General features: G+C 59.4%; 19 protein-coding genes and 1 other annotated feature. Of the genes, 16 read left to right on the top strand and 3 right to left on the bottom strand.

Annotated features, from left to right (window positions below; all coding sequences use genetic code 11):
• From GXN74_RS13110 to GXN74_RS14335, 7 genes are all read left to right on the top strand, one after another.
• Nucleotides 1-467 (top strand): glucuronate isomerase (locus tag GXN74_RS13110; protein WP_162371392.1); only part of this gene is annotated, 467 nt, incomplete at its 5' end.
• A 28-nt stretch (nt 468-495) separates the two neighbouring features.
• Nucleotides 496-1,302: a cobalamin-dependent protein gene (locus GXN74_RS13105; protein ID WP_162371391.1), complete on the top strand. Its 807-nt coding sequence runs from the start codon at nt 496-498 to the stop codon at nt 1,300-1,302.
• A 106-nt stretch (nt 1,303-1,408) separates the two neighbouring features.
• The gene (locus GXN74_RS13100) at nt 1,409-3,376 is read left to right on the top strand and encodes a thioredoxin domain-containing protein (protein WP_162371390.1); all 1,968 of its coding nucleotides are present in this window, start codon (nt 1,409-1,411) and stop codon (nt 3,374-3,376) included.
• 76 nt (nt 3,377-3,452) lie between these two features.
• On the top strand, nt 3,453-4,706 hold the full coding sequence (locus GXN74_RS13095) for an efflux RND transporter periplasmic adaptor subunit (protein ID WP_162371389.1): 1,254 nt from the start codon (nt 3,453-3,455) through the stop codon (nt 4,704-4,706).
• Nucleotides 4,696-5,904, top strand: a complete 1,209-nt coding sequence (locus tag GXN74_RS13090; RefSeq protein WP_162371388.1) for an ABC transporter permease — start codon at nt 4,696-4,698, stop codon at nt 5,902-5,904. The genes GXN74_RS13095 and GXN74_RS13090 overlap by 11 nt, the downstream gene beginning before the upstream one ends.
• Nucleotides 5,897-6,685: an ABC transporter ATP-binding protein gene (locus tag GXN74_RS13085; RefSeq protein WP_162371387.1), complete on the top strand. Its 789-nt coding sequence runs from the start codon at nt 5,897-5,899 to the stop codon at nt 6,683-6,685. The genes GXN74_RS13090 and GXN74_RS13085 overlap by 8 nt, the downstream gene beginning before the upstream one ends.
• Nucleotides 6,686-6,704: 19 nt before the next feature.
• Entirely contained in the window at nt 6,705-7,379 is a 675-nt protein-coding gene (locus tag GXN74_RS14335; RefSeq protein WP_212505810.1) for a hypothetical protein, read from the top strand.
• Here GXN74_RS14335 and GXN74_RS13075 read toward each other — a convergent pair.
• Entirely contained in the window at nt 7,346-8,035 is a 690-nt protein-coding gene (locus tag GXN74_RS13075; protein WP_162371386.1) for an SOS response-associated peptidase, read from the bottom strand. The two genes, GXN74_RS14335 and GXN74_RS13075, sit on opposite strands and share 34 nt — an antisense overlap.
• Before the next feature lie 139 nt (nt 8,036-8,174).
• On the opposite strand from GXN74_RS13075, the gene deoC reads away from it, so the two are divergent.
• Together deoC and GXN74_RS13065 are read left to right on the top strand one after the other, a co-directional pair.
• On the top strand, nt 8,175-8,837 hold the full coding sequence (deoC, locus tag GXN74_RS13070) for a deoxyribose-phosphate aldolase (RefSeq protein WP_162371394.1): 663 nt from the start codon (nt 8,175-8,177) through the stop codon (nt 8,835-8,837).
• Nucleotides 8,834-9,664, top strand: a complete 831-nt coding sequence (locus GXN74_RS13065) for a hypothetical protein (protein ID WP_162371385.1) — start codon at nt 8,834-8,836, stop codon at nt 9,662-9,664. The genes deoC and GXN74_RS13065 overlap by 4 nt, the downstream gene beginning before the upstream one ends.
• On the opposite strand, the gene GXN74_RS13060 is transcribed toward GXN74_RS13065, so the two are convergent.
• Entirely contained in the window at nt 9,651-10,937 is a 1,287-nt protein-coding gene (locus GXN74_RS13060) for a uroporphyrinogen decarboxylase/cobalamine-independent methonine synthase family protein (RefSeq protein WP_162371384.1), read from the bottom strand. The genes GXN74_RS13065 and GXN74_RS13060 overlap by 14 nt on opposite strands.
• Before the next feature lie 135 nt (nt 10,938-11,072).
• Nucleotides 11,073-12,101, bottom strand: coding sequence for a LacI family DNA-binding transcriptional regulator (locus GXN74_RS13055; protein ID WP_162371383.1), 1,029 nt, complete (start codon nt 12,099-12,101; stop codon nt 11,073-11,075).
• 276 nt (nt 12,102-12,377) lie between these two features.
• Between GXN74_RS13055 and rpmG the strand changes: the two genes are divergently transcribed.
• From rpmG to rplL, 7 genes are all read left to right on the top strand, one after another.
• A complete protein-coding gene (gene rpmG, locus GXN74_RS13050) occupies nt 12,378-12,527 on the top strand; it encodes a 50S ribosomal protein L33 (RefSeq protein ID WP_162371393.1) in 150 nt (49 codons plus the stop codon).
• A 28-nt stretch (nt 12,528-12,555) separates the two neighbouring features.
• Nucleotides 12,556-12,771 (top strand): preprotein translocase subunit SecE, encoded by a 216-nt coding sequence (secE, locus tag GXN74_RS13045; protein ID WP_162371382.1) that lies wholly within the window; start codon nt 12,556-12,558, stop codon nt 12,769-12,771.
• An 11-nt stretch (nt 12,772-12,782) separates the two neighbouring features.
• Nucleotides 12,783-13,301 carry a transcription termination/antitermination protein NusG gene (nusG, locus tag GXN74_RS13040; RefSeq protein WP_162371381.1) on the top strand — a complete coding sequence of 173 codons (519 nt, stop codon included), beginning with the start codon at nt 12,783-12,785 and terminating at the stop codon, nt 13,299-13,301.
• Nucleotides 13,302-13,426: 125 nt separating this feature from the next.
• Entirely contained in the window at nt 13,427-13,852 is a 426-nt protein-coding gene (gene rplK / locus GXN74_RS13035) for a 50S ribosomal protein L11 (protein ID WP_162371380.1), read from the top strand.
• An 81-nt stretch (nt 13,853-13,933) separates the two neighbouring features.
• A complete protein-coding gene (rplA, locus tag GXN74_RS13030) occupies nt 13,934-14,629 on the top strand; it encodes a 50S ribosomal protein L1 (RefSeq protein ID WP_162371379.1) in 696 nt (231 codons plus the stop codon).
• Between the two features lie 78 nt (nt 14,630-14,707).
• Nucleotides 14,708-14,846 (top strand) — a sequence feature (ribosomal protein L10 leader region).
• 30 nt (nt 14,847-14,876) lie between these two features.
• A complete protein-coding gene (gene rplJ / locus GXN74_RS13025; protein WP_162371378.1) occupies nt 14,877-15,431 on the top strand; it encodes a 50S ribosomal protein L10 in 555 nt (184 codons plus the stop codon).
• A gap of 59 nt (nt 15,432-15,490) precedes the next feature.
• Entirely contained in the window at nt 15,491-15,853 is a 363-nt protein-coding gene (rplL, locus tag GXN74_RS13020) for a 50S ribosomal protein L7/L12 (protein WP_343032827.1), read from the top strand.
• Nucleotides 15,854-16,057: the final 204 nt, after the last annotated feature.

Genomic DNA, 16,057 nt, shown 5'->3' with positions numbered 1-16,057 from the left:
CGGGTTTCGATTCCATCCACGACGAGAACGTCGCGGCGCCGCTCTCCCGGTTCCTGGGAGACCTGGACGCACAGGACGCCCTGCCCAAGACCATCCTGTATGTCCTGAACCCCAAGGACAACTACGTCATCGGCACCATGCTGGGGAACTTCCAGGGCGGGGGCATCCCGGGGAAGATCCAGTTCGGCTCCGGATGGTGGTTCTGCGACCAGAAGGAAGGGATGCGGGACCAGATGAAGGCCCTGGCGAGCCTGGGCCTGATCGGCCGCTTCGTCGGCATGTTGACGGACTCCAGAAGCTTCCTGTCCTACACCCGGCACGAATACTTCCGCAGGATCCTGTGCAACCTCATCGGGGAATGGGTGGAGAACGGCGAGTACCCGGGGGACATGGAGTTCCTGGGGAGCGTGGTCCAGGACATCTGCTACAACAACGCCGTGGGATATTTCGGGATCGGGATGGAGTAAGGGTTTTGATGTGAAGGAGTCAACCACCATGAATATTCTTAACGACATCAGTTCTGAGTTGCAACAGGGTTGTTCCCCCAAAGTGAGGTCTTGCGTGCAGCAGGCTCTAGATGAAGGAGTCCTGGCGAGTGAAATACTTGAAAAGGGATTGCTGGATGGCATGAGCATCGTCGGCAGGAAGTTCAAGAACAATGAAGTGTTCGTGCCTGAAGTGCTGATTGCGGCGCGTGCCATGGCCATGGGAACTGAACTGCTCCGCCCCCAGCTCGGTGCTGATGGCGCTGAGAAAAAGGGCACCGTTATTATTGGAACGGTTAAGGGAGACGTGCATGACATTGGCAAGAACATTGTTCGCATGATGATGGAGGGAAAGGGACTTGAGGTTGTCGACTTGGGTGTTGACGTTTCTGCGGAGAAGTTCATCGAGAAGGCCAGGGAGCATGAGGCGCAGATGATTGCTTGTTCAGCGCTGCTGACCACAACAATGCGTGAAATGCGTAGCGTAGTAAAGGCTGTTGAGGCCTCAGAGATGAAGGGGAAGGTCAAAATAATGGTAGGTGGCGCTCCGATTACACGGTCGTTTTGTGAACAAATCGGCGCGCATTGCTTTGCACAAGATGCGGCTTCTGCTGCGGATGCTGCGTTTGAAATGTGCGCAATAAATGCGCAGGAGGGGACAGACCCCAAGTGCGCAGTAATGGGTCTTGTCCCCTGCCGGGATCATTGCTATAATGAACACAGGAAGATTTATCCGGTGAAAACCCATACAAGCATAGGCATCCCTTCCGGTTGCCTGTGCTTTTTGTCTTTCACTGTCTTGTCCCTGCGCCCTTGAGGTCATGCGCACTTGGGGTCTGTCCCCAAGTGCGCACGCGACTCCCCAGACTGGTACGGAAGAACCGTCCCCGCGTACCACCCGACCCAGGAAAGGCGGCATCCCCATGTCCAACCATTTGATCCATGCAAGCTCCCCCTACCTCCTCCAGCATGCCGAGAACCCCGTGGACTGGCATCCCTGGGGGGAGGAGGCCTTCGCCAGGGCCAAAGCCGAGGACAAGCCTGTGTTCCTGTCCATCGGCTATTCCACCTGCCACTGGTGCCATGTGATGATGCACGAATCCTTCGAGGACCCCCAGGTGGCGGAGGTCCTGAACCGGCATTTCATCTCCATCAAGGTGGACCGGGAGGAGCGCCCGGACATCGACAGCATCTACATGAAGGCCGCCCAGGTGATGACCGGCAGCGGCGGATGGCCCCTGTCCGTGTTCATGACGCCGGATCAGGCCCCGTTCTACGTGGGCACCTATTTCCCCAAGGAGCCCATGGGGCGGTTCCCGGGATTCGTGGACCTGGTCCAGGGCATCGGCGGCCTCTGGAAGTCGGACAGGGACCGGCTGGAGGCCGCCGCCTGGGAACTGGCGGGAGCCCTCCGCTCCATGGCCCCCCGCAGAAGGAAGCCTTCAGGCATCGACCTGGAAGCCAAAGCGCTTGGGGAGCACCGGAAGCACTTCGACTTCACCCATGGCGGCTTCCATGACCAGCCCAAATTCCCCATGGTGGCCAACCTGCGGTATCTGCTGGGGGTCTACGGCATGACCGGAAACCGGGAGGCGCTGGAGATGGTGGAGAAGGCCTTGGACGGCATGGCCGTCGGAGGCATCCGGGACCATGTGGGGGGAGGGTTCGCCCGCTACGCCACGGACCGGCGCTGGCTGGTCCCCCATTTCGAGAAGATGCTGTATGACCAGGCCCTGCTGGCCCTGGTGTATGCGGAGGCCTACGGGGCCACCCGCAAGCCCCTCTACCGGCAGGTGGCGGAAGAGACCCTATCTTATGTGCTCCGGGACCTGCGGGGACCGGAAGGCGGGTTCTGCACCGGGGAGGATGCGGATTCCGAAGGGCGGGAAGGGGCCTTCTACCTGTGGACCAGGAAGGAATTGGAGGAGCTGGTCCCGGAAGGGGAGCGGGAAGACTTCTTCGCCGTCTACGGGGTGACCCCCGAAGGGAATTTCGAGGGCGGGAACATCCTGAACCTGCTTTCCCCGGAGGGAAGGGACTGCATGGAAAGGGAGCCGGACCGGTACAAAAGCGTCCTGGAGGTGCTGCGCCGGGTCCGGGAGGCCAGGCCCCGGCCGTTCAGGGACGACAAGGTGCTGCTGGGCGCAAACGCCCTGCTGGTCTGCGCCCTGGCCACGGCCGGCTGGATCCTGGAACGGGAGGACTGGTTGGAGGAAGCCCTGGCCCTGGACCGCTTCCTGGAAGAAAACCTGAAGGGTCCGGAGGGCAGATGGATGGGGACCTACCGGAAGAAAACGGCAGCCGTGAAGGCCTTCCTGGACGACCACGCCTACCTGCTCTGGGCCAAGACCCTGCTCCTGGAGGCCACCGGGGAGGAGCGGTTCCTGGAGGAGGGATGGGCTCTGGCGTCGAAGATTGTGGAGCTTTTCGGTCCGGAGGGAGGAGGGGTGTTCTCCCTCATCGGAAGGGACCAGGAAAGGCTGCTGGACAATCCCAGGGAGCTTTATGACGGGGCACTTCCTTCCGGAAACGGCCTGCTCTCCCAGTTGCTGGCCCGACCGGCCTGGGGATGGGAGGAAATGGCCAAAAGCCTGGCCGCCCATGTGGAAGGGGAGCTGGAGCAGGCCCCCATGGGATTCCCCGGTGCCCTCCTAGGGAGAATGGCTTCGAGGGGAGGCGGCTGTGAAATCCTCTGTCTGGGAGACCCCCGGTCGCCGGAACTCCAGGCCATGGCCCGGGAGGCCAAGTGCCGCCGTCCGGTGCTGGGCACCTTGGAATACCGGAAAGGGGAAGGGGAACCGGAGCTGCAGGTCTGCGAGGGGATGGCCTGCCACGGCCCTTTCCGTTCCCTGGAGGAATTGACGGAACATTTCGACAAGAAAGGAAAATGACCTGCAAGCCGCTTGTTTCCGACGCCAGACTATGATAGAATAATTATCAGATGATAATGGAATGGAGGCGGAAGGGATGGTAAGAAAAGTGGCAATCGGGCTATTGGTCCTGGTCCTGGCGTCGGGCGGTTCCCTCTGGGCCGTCGCCCACAGGAACAGGCCGGTGGAAGCGGAAGGGTACCGGGTGGGGACTGCCACCTACAAGGAGGTGGTTTCGGGAATCGGCACGGTGGAATACGGCGCCCAGATGGAGGTAAAGACCGAAGTGGGCGGAAAGCTGACGCAAATCCTGGGAGAGCCTGGGGGACGGGTGGCTTCCGGGCAGACGGTGGCCCGTCTGGACGAGCGGGAGGCCCGGCTCCAGTTGGAGCAGCAGGTCGGGAACAGGGACCTGGCCCGTGCCCGGGTCGCGGATTACCAAAGGAACTACAGCCAGAACGTCCGGTCTGTGGAAGACCAGCGGGCCCTCCAGGAGAAGGAAACGGCCGCCCTCCGGCTGGAGCGGGAACAGCTCCAGGCCAGGATCGGGGAAACGGCTGGCCTGGTGGAGGAGGGGATCCTGCCGGCCCAGGACCTGACCAGGCTGCAGGAGGCGGACGCCCTGCTGGAGGCCAGGCTGGAGACGGCCGACACCAGGCTGGCCGCCCTCCGGCCCCCCGTCTCCACCCTCCAGGAGGCCCAGGCGGCGGTAGAGGCGGCAGCCGACGGAATCCGCCGGCTGGAGCTGGAACTGGCCAAATACCAGGTGAAGGCCCCCTTGGACGGCATCGTGCTGGAACGCAGGGTGGAACCGGGAGCTGTGGTGCAGCCGGGAGAGGTCCTGCTGGTGGTTGCGGCGGACGGCAGGAAATACGCGGTCCTGGACCTGGACGAGAAGCTCCTGGGGAAGGTGGCCTTAGGCCAGGAAGCCGCCCTTTTTCTGGAGGTGGACCCCTCCCGGGAGGTCAAGGGCAGGGTTTCGGGCATCGGCCCGGCCGTGGACCGGAATACCGGAACGGTGGAAGTGAAGGTGGAAATCCTGGAACAGCGGGAGCGGTTCCTGCAGAACATGTCCGTGCGGGTGGAGTTCGTGGCGGAATCCTTCGAGGGGGCGGTGGTGCTCCCCGGCAGGTACCTGTTGGAAGGGGAGCCACCGGCGGTCTACGTCCTCTCGGAGGAAGGGACGGCGGCGCGCAGGGAAATCAAGGTCCATACAAGGAACGCCCCGACCCTGATGGTCCTGGAGGGCCTGGAAGCCGGTGCGGTGGTCCTGGCCCCGGAAGGTGTGAAGGAAGGGACGAAGGTATCCGCGACGTTCCGGGAGAAAGGGGAGGGGACCGATGGGCTTTGAATGGAAGGTGGCCCTGCGTTTCCTGAAGGAGGGGCGTGGGCAGACCCTGTTCATCCTTCTGGGGATTGCCGTAGGGGTATCCGTGCAGGTCTTCCTGAACACCCTGATCACAGGGTTGCAGGACAATCTGATCGACCAGACCGTAGGAACCAGCCCCCACGTCTGGGTCTCCGGAAGAAACGGTTTCCAGGAGACCCCATTGGAGGCGTCCAACGTCATTCGGGGGAACTTCCTGGAAAAGGACACGGACCTGGGAGGATGGGAAGTCGTGGAGCAGGTCCTGGAGGAGCGGAAGGACCTGACGGCGGTGTCGCCGGTGGCGGAAGGCAGCGGCAACCTGGTGAAGGGCGGGCTGGCGGTTCCGGTCCTGCTCCGGGGCATCGACCTGGAGAAGGCCGACGGCATCTACCGGATCAGCGGCCGTATGGTCTCCGGAAGTCCCAGCTTGGAGGGGAACCAGGTGCTTGTGGGCCTGGACCTGGCCAGGGAGAATGAAATCGGGACGGGAGACGTGGTCCAGGTGGCCCTCCCCGACGGCAGCAGCCAGTCCTTTACGGTCTCCGGCATCTTCGACCTGGGGAACGGGACCCTGAACGGTTCCTGGATCTTCCTGGACCTGGGAAGGGCCCAGCGGCTCTTCGGGTTGGGGGACAGGATTTCCAAGATCGAGCTGCAGGTCGCTGACGTGTTCCAGGCGGAGGCGGTGGCGGATTCCGTCGAAGGAAGGCTGGAGGGTGTCCTGGCGGAGAACTGGATCGAAAGCAACGCATCCCTGCTGAGTGCCCTCCAGAGCCAGGGATCCTCCTCCCTTCTGATCCAGGTCTTCGTACTGCTGGCCATCACCCTGGGAATCTCCAGCGTGCTGGCGGTCTCGGTGGTGCAGAAGTCCAAGCAGTTGGGCATCCTGAAGGCCATGGGGGCGAGGAACGCCAGCGCCAGCCGGATCTTCCTGTACCAGGGGGCCCTGCTGGGGATTGGAGGAGCCCTGCTGGGGATCGGTCTGGGGATCGGACTGATCCGCATGTTCCTTTGGGGGACGGCCATCCAGACCGGCGTGCCCCTGTTCCCCCTGGACCCCACGCTGGAGAGCATGGCGGTGATCGGCGCCATCGCAACGGTGGCAAGCACCCTGGCCGCCCTGCTCCCGGCCAAGCGGTCCTCCAAACTGAACCCTGTGGAGGTGATCAGGAATGGCTGAGATAGTGCTGGAAACAAAAGAACTGAAGAAAGTCTACGGCACCCAGGTGAAGACCCAGGTGCTCCACGGCATCGACCTGGCCGTCCGGAAGGGGGAGTTCGCCAGCATCATCGGCTATTCCGGTTCCGGCAAATCCACCCTCCTGAACATCCTGGGGGCCCTGGACAAGCCCACCAGCGGGCAGGTCCTGTTCCGGGGCATGGATTTCGGGAAGATGACGGAAAACGACCTGGCGGCATTTAGGAACGAAAACCTGGGATTCATCTTCCAGTTCCACCATCTTTTGCCGGAGTTCACCGCCCTGGAGAACGTGCTGATCCCCACCTGGATCCGCGGAGGTCGCGGGAGGGGGAAGGATGTGAAGAAGGCCAAGGAGCTCCTGGACCTGGTGGGCCTTTCGGAGTTCCTGAACAAGAAGTCCACCAACCTTTCCGGCGGGCAGCAGCAGCGGGTGGCCATCGCCCGGGCCCTGGTGAACGAGCCCGCCCTCCTGCTGGGGGACGAACCCACGGGGAACCTGGATTCGGACACCACGGACCAGATATACGGCCTGTTCAGGACCATCAACGAGGAGCTGGGGACGACCCTCCTGATCGTCACCCACAACGACCACATCGCAGCCAAGTCCGACCGGGTGGTGGAGTTGACCGACGGCAAGGTAAGCCGGGACTATTCCAACCTGGAGCTTGGGGCGGAGGACGCCTTCCGGCAGGTGGCCCCGGTGTACTGCAAATTCTGTCCACACCAGCCGGCCCATGGGGGACAGTCCCATCTGTTGTAGGGCCGGGGAAGGAGGAGCCATGGGGAGAGGAAAAATCGAGCTTGCCGTGGGAAAGGCCTACGGAGGGGACCAGAGCTGGTGGGGGAAGGGTTCCCAAGGGGAACGGTACGGATGCGGCGTCGTGGCCGGAGCCAATGTCCTCTGGCATCTGGGGCACGGGGAAGGACGGGCTTCCCTGCTGCCGGCACCGGGAAAAGGGAAGCAGGCCTACATGCTGCTGGCAGACAGCCTCTGGAGGGAGGTCATGCCCTGGACCGGGTGGACGCCACAGCATTGGACGGGAAGGAAAACCGACCCCCGGAGCCCGGCCGTCAAAGGTGGCCTGGGGGTTCCCGGAGTGGGCCGTCTGGAAAAGGGCATGCTTGCCTACGGGCGAAAGCGGGGGGTCCCTCTCCGGGTGGAGAGGATGGACAACCGCTCCTCCCTGGAGGAGGCCAAAGCCTTCCTGGACCGGCACCTGGACTTGGGAAGGCTCCCCTGCCTGCTGACCTGGGCGGGGGCGCCCCGGTTCTCCTGGCACTGGGTCTGCATCACGGACATGGGAAAGGCCCCGGAGGGAGCGCTGGAGATCTCCACCTGGGGCCGGAGGGAAAGCATACCGGATTTCAGGAGACAGTGGGAAGGGAAGGGCCCCCTGGACAAAAGGTTCCTGGCGGTCTTCTACACTTCCTTGATGCAATCCACAGAGTCATAGGCCACGTGGTTCACCAATGTGGATACCGGGTGCATCTTAAGGAATTCCTGTGGATAAGAGGTGAAAAAATCAGGAGGGACCTGGAGCATCGCTTCCGGGGAGGATTGGAGCCAGAACGCCTCTTTTTCCGGAGGAAGGACCACGGGCATCCGGTCATGGATGGATTTCAGCATGCCGGTGGAGCCGGTGGTGAGGACGGCGCAAGAGTAGGACTTGCGGCCGTCCTCTTTTTGCGTGGAGGTCCAGATGCCGGCCAAGGCCAGCAGTTCCCTTCCTGGGGGATGGACATAATAGGGCTGGCGGAAGCCGGTGTTGGATTGCCATTCGTAGTAGCCGTCCGCCAGGAGGAGGCAGCGCCGGTTCAGGAAGGATTCCCGGAAGGTGGACCGCTGCAGGATGTCCTCGCTCCGGGCGTTGCTGTAGGCCTTGGGACTGCGACCCCTGGGAGCCCAGCTTCCCTCGAATCCCCAATGGAGCCACCCGGCCCGGTTGGAATGGGAATGGCGGTCGTAGAGGACAGCCAGCAGGTCCTGGCCCGGGGATATGTTGTAGCGGGGGACGTGGCCCTCCAGGGGCGCCGACCGCACATCGTAGCGCAGGTCCAGCAGGTCCATGACCGTTTCCTTGTCCAAAGTCAATGTGACGCGTCCGCACATGGGAAACACCTCCTTTTATGGATAGTATGGCAGTTGCGGGCCGGAAATGCAAGAAAAAACACGGTGCCCAAACGGCGGAACAGATGGTATAATGGGGGCAGCAAAAGATGGGAAGCGGAGGGAAGACATGGAACAGAGAATGACGAAAAGGGAACTTGCGGCAAGGATCGACCACACCATACTGAAACAGGATGCGAGCCGGGAGCAGATCCGGCAATTGTGCGGGGAGGCGGTCCGGTACGGTTTCGCCTCGGTCTGCATCAATCCCTGCCACGTGCCCTTGGCGGTGGAGCTGCTGGAAGGGACGGGGGTGCCGGTGTGCACCGTCGTGGGATTCCCCCTGGGGGCCAACCGGACGGGGGTGAAGGTGTTCGAAACGGAAACGGCCGTCGCCCAGGGGGCCAGGGAGATCGACATGGTCGTCAACGTGGGGGCCCTGAAGGAAAGGGATGCGGACTTTGTCCGGGAGGAAATCCGGGCGGTGGTGGCTGCGGCCGGAGGCAAGGCCCTGGTGAAGGTGATCCTGGAGACCTGCCTGCTCACCGACGGGGAAAAGGTCCTGGGGGCCCGGCTGTGCATGGAAGCGGGGGCAGATTTCGTCAAGACCTCCACCGGATTCTCCACCGGCGGCGCCACCCCGGATGACGTGGCCCTGCTGCACGAGACGGTGGCCCCCGCCCTGTCCGTGAAGGCCTCGGGAGGCATCCGGACCACCAGGGACGCGCTGGAGATGATCGCCCGGGGAGCGGACCGGATCGGCGCCAGCGCCTCTGTCTCCATTGTGGAAGGGCTGGACGAATGAGAGGAAGCAGGAGGAAGCGGTGGGGGATTTCCCTGCTGCTCCTCCTTCTTCTATTCCTTTCCGGCCCCCTGTTCCCCTATGCCAGGAGCCTGGCGGTGATGGGGGTCTACAGCGGCCAGCATTCCAGGGAGAGCTTCCTGGCGGAGGAGGGGATCCGCCTGGAAATCCCCGGAGGCTTGGCCACCCCGGGGCGGGACTGGCACCCCCTGGTGATGACCTTCAACGACGACCTGGGCTTTTCCCGTTATGTGGGGAAGGATGTCCGCCTGAGCATCCTCTACAACTTCGGCGCCTTCGACCTGGGGCGTGGGGCCTCCAGCTGGTACAATCCGGAAAGCCCCTACTATGGAGGGTTCTACGGGGCCTACGCCATCCGGGAAGGGGAGGTCCCCCGGGAGGGGAGGCGGGAACACCTGCTCCGCAGGATCCGGGAGGCCACCCTGTACGACATGAAGCATCTGGTGCTGGAAAGCATCGGTTGCCGGGAGCCGGTCATGGAGATTTCCGTGGAAGAGGTCCGGGAGGTCCCTTCCTATGCGGGGGTTCCGGACTGGGAACAGGCGGACGTTACCCTGAAGGTGAACGGTCCCATCCACAGGGCCGATGGGGACCATCTGGCGTACCTGCAATATGGAAAACCCCCCAAAGCCTGGTACCGGGGGGAGGATTTTCCCCTGGTGGCCTTGGAGGGTCTTGTGTACTTCAAATACTTCGAAAAGGAGGAGCTGCTGGTCGCCTTCTACGCGGTGGGAGCCAACCGGGAGGTCCTGGAACGCACGGACCGAAAGATCCTTTCCCAAAGCATCCTCGCCTTTAGAGGCGACTAGCCTCTTCTTGGGCGAGGGCGCACCAGCGGATCAGGTTCTGGGGATTGTTGCCGATGGTGTGGTTGTCCTTCATGATGTATTCCGTCCGGCAGTTCCGGCTGAGCTGCATGTCCTCCCGAAGGGATTGGCGGAGGTAGTCCTCATCGATGGAAGAGCCGGCAAGATGGGAAGGATTCATCTTCCGGGAGTAGATGTACTCCTTGCCCAGCAGTTCCGCCATCTTGGCGGGATTGGCCCAGGCGGACACCGAAACCCTCCGGAGCCGGGGGATCTTCTTCACATAGTCCCACCGGGGGTCGATCCCCTCGCAGCAGCCGTAGCAGTTCAGGCCGAACCTCTCCAGGATCTCGATCTGGTAGGGCAGGATGAATTCCTGGACCATGTCCGGAGCGACCTCGCTGGTCATCTGGCTTTCGGAGAAGCCCCACATGTCCATGGTGGTCACCTTGGCCGGGTTGAAATCCGGCCCGGGCAGTTCCCGGCTGTAGCCGATGCCCCCGGAAGCGATGTAGGTGATGTCGTTGTTCAGGGAGAGCAGCCCTTCCCGCTCCAGGAAGTCCAGCCGGTGGTGGAAGCCGTCGGTCAGGAAGCGGCTCAGCTGGTGCAGCTCGTCCGGGTAGTCGTACATGTCCATCATCATCTCGGTCATGCCCCGCAGTTCCGCCAGCACGTCCGTGGAACAGGTGCTCCACCACCAGACATGCTTCTTGCCCACCTCCAGGATGCCTTCGAAGGTCTCCTGGGCCAGTTCGAAAAGGCGGTCGCTTGCAGGACGGTCCACCGTGATTTCGGGGAAGCGCAGCTTGGCCAGGTCCGTGGCGTAGTCCTTCAGGGGAGAATTGAAATGGAAGGCTCCGCCGTCCGCTCCGCCTTCCTTCTCCACGGCAAGGCCCCAGTCGGTCTCCGTAAAAAGCAGGGGCACATGGAAGACGGCCTCGATGGGCTTGTCGTCCCCCATGGAGTTCCCCCAGAAGATCTGCATCCGCAGCAGGAATTCCCATTTTCGGGCCAAATCCCCTTTGCAGGATAGGGAAGAGGAAGGGATCACCTCATGCCAGCCGTTCTCGGGGTCGCAAAGGACCAGGGGCTTGGTGGCCTCCAAAGCGTTGTGCCGGTACCACAGCTCCTTCTTCCTGTCCTGCTCGGGACGGGCTGCGATGTCGGCCACCTGGGACGCCAGCTCCCGCAGGAGGTTCCGGTCCTCCGGGCTGATGGAGAAATCTTGTACGGAATCAAAGAAATTGCGATTGGTCAAAGCGGATTGTTCAAACATGGCTACCTCCCGTGTACGTTAACAGTTCGTGATACCATCATAACACTTTTCCGTGGAATGTCAACATTGCAACAAAAACATTTTGAAACCGGACAAGATAGTGCAAAAAGGTAAATTAAATTCAAAAACACAGGGCTACACGGCGTTGAAACGCGTCCGTATTTCCAGTGCCGTGTAGCGGCACCCTGCCGCAGGCGGCCGCTTGTGCTGGAGGGCCTCGAAAAGGATCCGCAGGGGCTCGTACCCCTGGAGGGGGAGTTCCTGGCCGATGGCGAAGTCGAGGATGCCGGCATCCAGGAGCTCCAGGACCTCGGGGAACAGGTCGAAGCCCACAAAGCGGATGTCCCCGCTGCGGCCGGAATCCAGAAGGGCGGCCCCGATTTCCTCCAGACAGCCCGCGGTGGCGTAGATGCCCTTGATGTCCGGGTTGCCCGCCAGGAGCTTCTGGAGGATTCCGTAGGTCCGGGGACAGTCTTCCAGGGTCTCCAGGACCGGAAGGACCTCCACCTGGGGATACCAGGCCGAAACCACATCCAGGAAGCCCTGGATCCGCAGGTTGTGGGCCTTCACATTGAAGGAGCCGGTCAGCACGGCCACCTGCCCCTGCCTGCCCATGGACTTGCAGAGCAGTTCGGCCGCCACTTGTCCCGCCTTGTAGAGGTCCTGTCCCACAAAGCAGAGCCGGTCCGTGCCGTCGATGTCCGAGTTGTAGGTCACCACGGGAATGCCGGCGCCGGTCATTTCGTTTAGGGCGTCCCGGACCCTGGAATCGTCGATGGGACGGACCATGAGGCCGGAAATTCCCTCCTGGAGAAGTTTCCTTATTATATCCGCCTGCTCCTTGGGATCGAAGCTGTCCATGACATGGAGCCGGACCTGGACCCCGAAGCCGGACAGCTCCTGGCGTGCCCTCTCGATGCCTGTCCGGATGTCCCGGGCGTAGGATTTGTGCTGTTCAAAAAGGATGACGGCCAAAACATAGTTCTTCTTCCGGGCCACGAGGGCCCTGGCCGCCGGGTTGGGCGTGTAGCCCAGCTCCCTGGCGATGGACTGGATCCGCTCCCGCTTGTCCGGATGGACGCCCGGCCGGTCGTGGAGCACCCTGTCCACGGTGCCGATGGACACCCCCGCCAACTGGGCGATCTGCTTGATGGTTGCTGCCATGGAAATCCTCCTTTTCCTGTAACGTATGCATGCTTGCCGTATGCGTGTCTGGATTCAAGTGTACGCCATGGGACCTTCGAATTCAAGAGGAAGATTTCTGTTGACAGGAGCCGCCGGCTATGCTAAAGTGTTAGTTGCACGTTTAGAGGGTTCTTTTTTTGTGCCCGGATAATCGGATTTCAATACGTGGAAAATCCCAAGGGAGCCGGCCCGTCGGCGGTTGCACTCAGGCGGTATGGCGTGGGGTTTTTCAACAATATAACGGAGGTGGAAGCTGTGCGTGTTAAGATCACATTGGAATGTACGGAATGCAAGCAAAGAAACTACAACTTGACAAAAGAAAAGAAAGCGCATCCCGAAAGAATGGAAACGAAAAAATACTGCAAATTCTGTAAAGTACATACGCTTCATAAGGAAACGAAGTAGTTTACAGGCCGTAAAGGGAGTGAAAGCGATGGTGGAAACAAGCGCAACGGCATCGGCAGTGAAGAAATTGGGTTTCTTCAAGGGAGTCCGCGGTGAGTTCAAGAAGATCATCTGGCCCAACTTCAACACATTGACGAAACAGACCGGAACTGTCATAGCCGTGTCCCTGGCGACGGGCTTGGTCATTTCGGGAATCGACTTCCTGCTCAATCAAGTGGTTTACAAGTTCTTATTACAATTATAAAGGATGGTACTATGTCAGAAGAAGCCAAATGGTATGTGGTCCATACCTATTCGGGATATGAGAACAAGGTGAAGGCCAATATTGAAAAGCTTATTGAAAACCGGAAGTTGCATGACCAGATCACGGAAGTGGTCGTTCCCCTCCACAAGGTGTACGAAGACAAGGGCGGCACCCGCAAGGAAGTGGAGAAGAAGCTCTTTCCAGGCTATGTCCTGCTGAAGATGTTCATGAACGACGAAACCTGGTATGTGGTCAGGAACACCAGGGGGGTCACGGGATTCGTGGGCCCGGCCTCGAAACCCGTTCCCCTGTCCGAAGAAGAGATCAAAGGCATGGGTATTGACCTGACCTATACCAAGATGGAAGTGAACGTGGGAGACACGGTCTCCGTCACGGACGGTCCATTCGAAGGCTCCGTAGGCATAGTGAAAGAAGTCCACGAACATAAGAGAACGGTAATCGTGAATCTGTCGATTTTCGGCAGGGAGACTCCGGTGGAACTGGATTTCTCCAAGATGAGCAGGATGTAGGCGGTACAAATCAAGGACAAGCGTTTTGTGTGTATTGTAAACAGTGGGAGGGCAATCCCCCTAAGACCACAACAAAGGACTTGCATCCCATGCAGGCTCTTTTCGAAATCAGGAGGTAAACTAAAATGGCAAAAAAAGTTACAGGCATCATCAAGTTGCAAATTCCAGCCGGCAAAGCGACTCCGGCACCACCGGTCGGTCCCGCGCTTGGACAACACGGCGTGAACATCGTGCAGTTCACGAAAGAATTCAACGCAAGGACTGCAGATGAAGCGGGCATGATCATTCCCGTGGTCATCTCCGTATACCAGGACAGAAGCTTCAGCTTCATCACAAAGACGCCTCCGGCGGCTGTGCTGCTGAAGAAGGCCTGCAACATCCAATCCGGTTCTGCAGTGCCCCAGAAGGATAAAGTGGCCAAAATCACAAAAGAAGAGCTGCGCAAGATCGCCGAGCTGAAAATGCCCGACCTGAATGCCGGTTCTGTAGAAGCCGCCATGAGCATGATTGCGGGAACCGCAAGGAGCATGGGCATCACGGTAGTGGAGTAATCCCCCGCCGGACGGTTGCAAGCTGAAGTTTATTTACGTGGGAGGGTTCGCTCCCGATATCACCACTAGGAGGTTTAACAAATGAAACGAGGAAAGAAATACGCAGAAGCTGCCAAATTAGTTGATAGAAACACACAATACGATCCCCAAAACGCATTGGAACTTGTTACAAAAGCGGCGGTGGCGAAGTTCGACGAAACCGTAGAAGCCCATGTCCGCTTGGGTGTTGACGGACGTCATGCGGACCAGCAGGTCCGTGGCGCCGTGGTGCTGCCCCACGGAACAGGAAAGACCGTCCGTGTGCTTGTGTTCGCGAAAGGCGCAAAAGCGGATGAAGCCGCAGCGGCCGGTGCGGACTTTGTGGGTGCCGAAGACCTGATCCCCAAGATCCAGAATGAAGGTTGGTTGGAATTCGACGTTGTCGTTGCGACCCCCGACATGATGGGTGTTGTAGGTCGTTTGGGACGGGTCCTGGGACCCAAGGGCCTGATGCCCAATCCCAAAGCCGGAACCGTAACCATGGACGTGGCCAAAGCCATTGCAGACATCAAGGCAGGTAAGATCGAGTACCGTCTTGACAAAACCAATATCATTCACGTGCCCATCGGCAAGGTGTCCTTCGGACAGGAAAAGCTGATGGACAACTTCCACGCCATCATGAGTGCAATCATCAAGGCGAAACCCTCCGCGGCAAAAGGAACCTACCTTCGCAGCGTAGTGGTGGCTTCAACCATGGGTCCTGGAATCAAAGTGAACCCCATGAAGTTGGAAGCTTAAGAAAAGCATCAAAGGGGAGGGTTCCCCTCCCCTTTTTAAAAAAACATTGACGGCGATGCCTACGATGTGGTAAGATATACCGGTAATTTCATATGGCCGTAGACAGCAGGTGCGCATGCGTAAAGTCAACCTACCTGCCGAGGGAATCGTTTGGAACAATTGTTTTCAAAGGAAAACCATCTCTTTGTCTATGCGCGAAGAGTTTTTTTATGTAAAAAACTCCTAAATTCTATAAGGAGGTGTAAGCGTGGCTAAAGTAGAACAAAAACAGACAGTTGTCGAGGAAATCAAGAGTGCGATCCAAGGTGCTTCTTCCATCGTGCTTGTGGACTACCGCGGATTGAGCGTGGAACAGGACACGGCGTTGAGAAAAAGTCTCCGGGAGGCGAACGTGAACTACAAGGTGTTCAAGAACACCATGTTGAAATTCGCTTTCGAAGGAACGGATTTTGCCCAATTGAATCCCAACCTGGAAGGCCCCAGCGCCATTGCCGTCAGCTATGACGACGCAACAGCAGGCCCCAGGGTTTTGGACAAGATGGCCAAGGATTTCAAGAACCTGGAATTCAAGGCGGGAATCGTGGAAGGCACCTACTTCGATGCTGCAGGCGTAAAAGCGGTGGCATCCGTACCCAGCAGGGAAGTGCTCATTTCCAAACTGCTTGGAAGCCTTCAGAGCCCCATTTCCACATTTGCCCGTACCGCGAAGGCGATTGCGGACAAAATGGAAGAAACCGGCGTTGCGACCGCAGCAAGCCTGATGGTGGAAAAAGCGGAAGTGGCAGCAGAAGCTGCAGAATAACAGCAAACGACTTGTTTGTAAAAAAATCATACCATTGGAGGTAAGAAAAAATGGCAAAATTGACAGCGCAAGAACTGATCGACGCTATTAAAGAGTTGACCGTATTGGAACTGAACGAGCTTGTAAAGGCTTGTGAAGAAGAGTTTGGCGTATCCGCAGCAGCAGGTGTCGTTGTGGCTGCAGCCGGCCCTGCAGAAGCCGTAGAAGAGAAGACCGAGTTCGACGTCGAGCTCACAGCTACCGGCGCAGAGAAGATCAAAGTAATCAAAGTGGTTCGTGAAATCACAGGGCTGGGACTGAAAGAAGCCAAAGAGCTTGTTGAAGGCGCTCCCAAAATGGTTAAAGAAGGCGTTCAGAAGGAAGAAGCGGAAGAACTCAAGGCGAAGCTTTCCGAAGTCGGCGCTACAGTCACAATCAAATAATTGCCTTTGGGCAAAGGGAAATCCGGACGGCGGCTCCTTTAAGGAGCTGCGCCCGGATTTTTTTTGCTTAAAAAAAGGTGTCAAGCGTTTTTGAAAATGTCCCGAAAAACTTATAACATAGGCACCAGCTATTGCTGGTGCTTTTTTGGTCTTGGGCGTGATGCAAGGGAGCGGCATTTATTCCACGGACCTGTTTACAGCGAG

It is taken from the genome of Anaerotalea alkaliphila, assembly GCF_010179735.1.
GTDB classification, from domain to species: domain Bacteria; phylum Bacillota; class Clostridia; order Lachnospirales; family Vallitaleaceae; genus Anaerotalea; species Anaerotalea alkaliphila.
Note: the sequence above shows the minus strand (reverse complement) of the source record. Positions and strands in the feature narration are given on the sequence as shown.

What these genes read in the sequence shown, in the direction of transcription:
- GXN74_RS13105 (WP_162371391.1), top strand. Translation starts at nt 496, where the DNA reads ATGAATATTCTTAACGACATCAGTTCTGAGTTGCAACAGGGTTGTTCC.
- GXN74_RS13100 (WP_162371390.1), top strand. Translation starts at nt 1,409, where the DNA reads ATGTCCAACCATTTGATCCATGCAAGCTCCCCCTACCTCCTCCAGCAT.
- GXN74_RS13095 (WP_162371389.1), top strand. Translation starts at nt 3,453, where the DNA reads ATGGTAAGAAAAGTGGCAATCGGGCTATTGGTCCTGGTCCTGGCGTCG.
- GXN74_RS13090 (WP_162371388.1), top strand. Translation starts at nt 4,696, where the DNA reads ATGGGCTTTGAATGGAAGGTGGCCCTGCGTTTCCTGAAGGAGGGGCGT.
- GXN74_RS13085 (WP_162371387.1), top strand. Translation starts at nt 5,897, where the DNA reads ATGGCTGAGATAGTGCTGGAAACAAAAGAACTGAAGAAAGTCTACGGC.
- GXN74_RS14335 (WP_212505810.1), top strand. Translation starts at nt 6,705, where the DNA reads ATGGGGAGAGGAAAAATCGAGCTTGCCGTGGGAAAGGCCTACGGAGGG.
- GXN74_RS13075 (WP_162371386.1), bottom strand. Translation starts at nt 8,035, where the DNA reads ATGTGCGGACGCGTCACATTGACTTTGGACAAGGAAACGGTCATGGAC.
- deoC (WP_162371394.1), top strand. Translation starts at nt 8,175, where the DNA reads ATGACGAAAAGGGAACTTGCGGCAAGGATCGACCACACCATACTGAAA.
- GXN74_RS13065 (WP_162371385.1), top strand. Translation starts at nt 8,834, where the DNA reads ATGAGAGGAAGCAGGAGGAAGCGGTGGGGGATTTCCCTGCTGCTCCTC.
- GXN74_RS13060 (WP_162371384.1), bottom strand. Translation starts at nt 10,937, where the DNA reads ATGTTTGAACAATCCGCTTTGACCAATCGCAATTTCTTTGATTCCGTA.
- GXN74_RS13055 (WP_162371383.1), bottom strand. Translation starts at nt 12,101, where the DNA reads ATGGCAGCAACCATCAAGCAGATCGCCCAGTTGGCGGGGGTGTCCATC.
- secE (WP_162371382.1), top strand. Translation starts at nt 12,556, where the DNA reads ATGGTGGAAACAAGCGCAACGGCATCGGCAGTGAAGAAATTGGGTTTC.
- nusG (WP_162371381.1), top strand. Translation starts at nt 12,783, where the DNA reads ATGTCAGAAGAAGCCAAATGGTATGTGGTCCATACCTATTCGGGATAT.
- rplK (WP_162371380.1), top strand. Translation starts at nt 13,427, where the DNA reads ATGGCAAAAAAAGTTACAGGCATCATCAAGTTGCAAATTCCAGCCGGC.
- rplA (WP_162371379.1), top strand. Translation starts at nt 13,934, where the DNA reads ATGAAACGAGGAAAGAAATACGCAGAAGCTGCCAAATTAGTTGATAGA.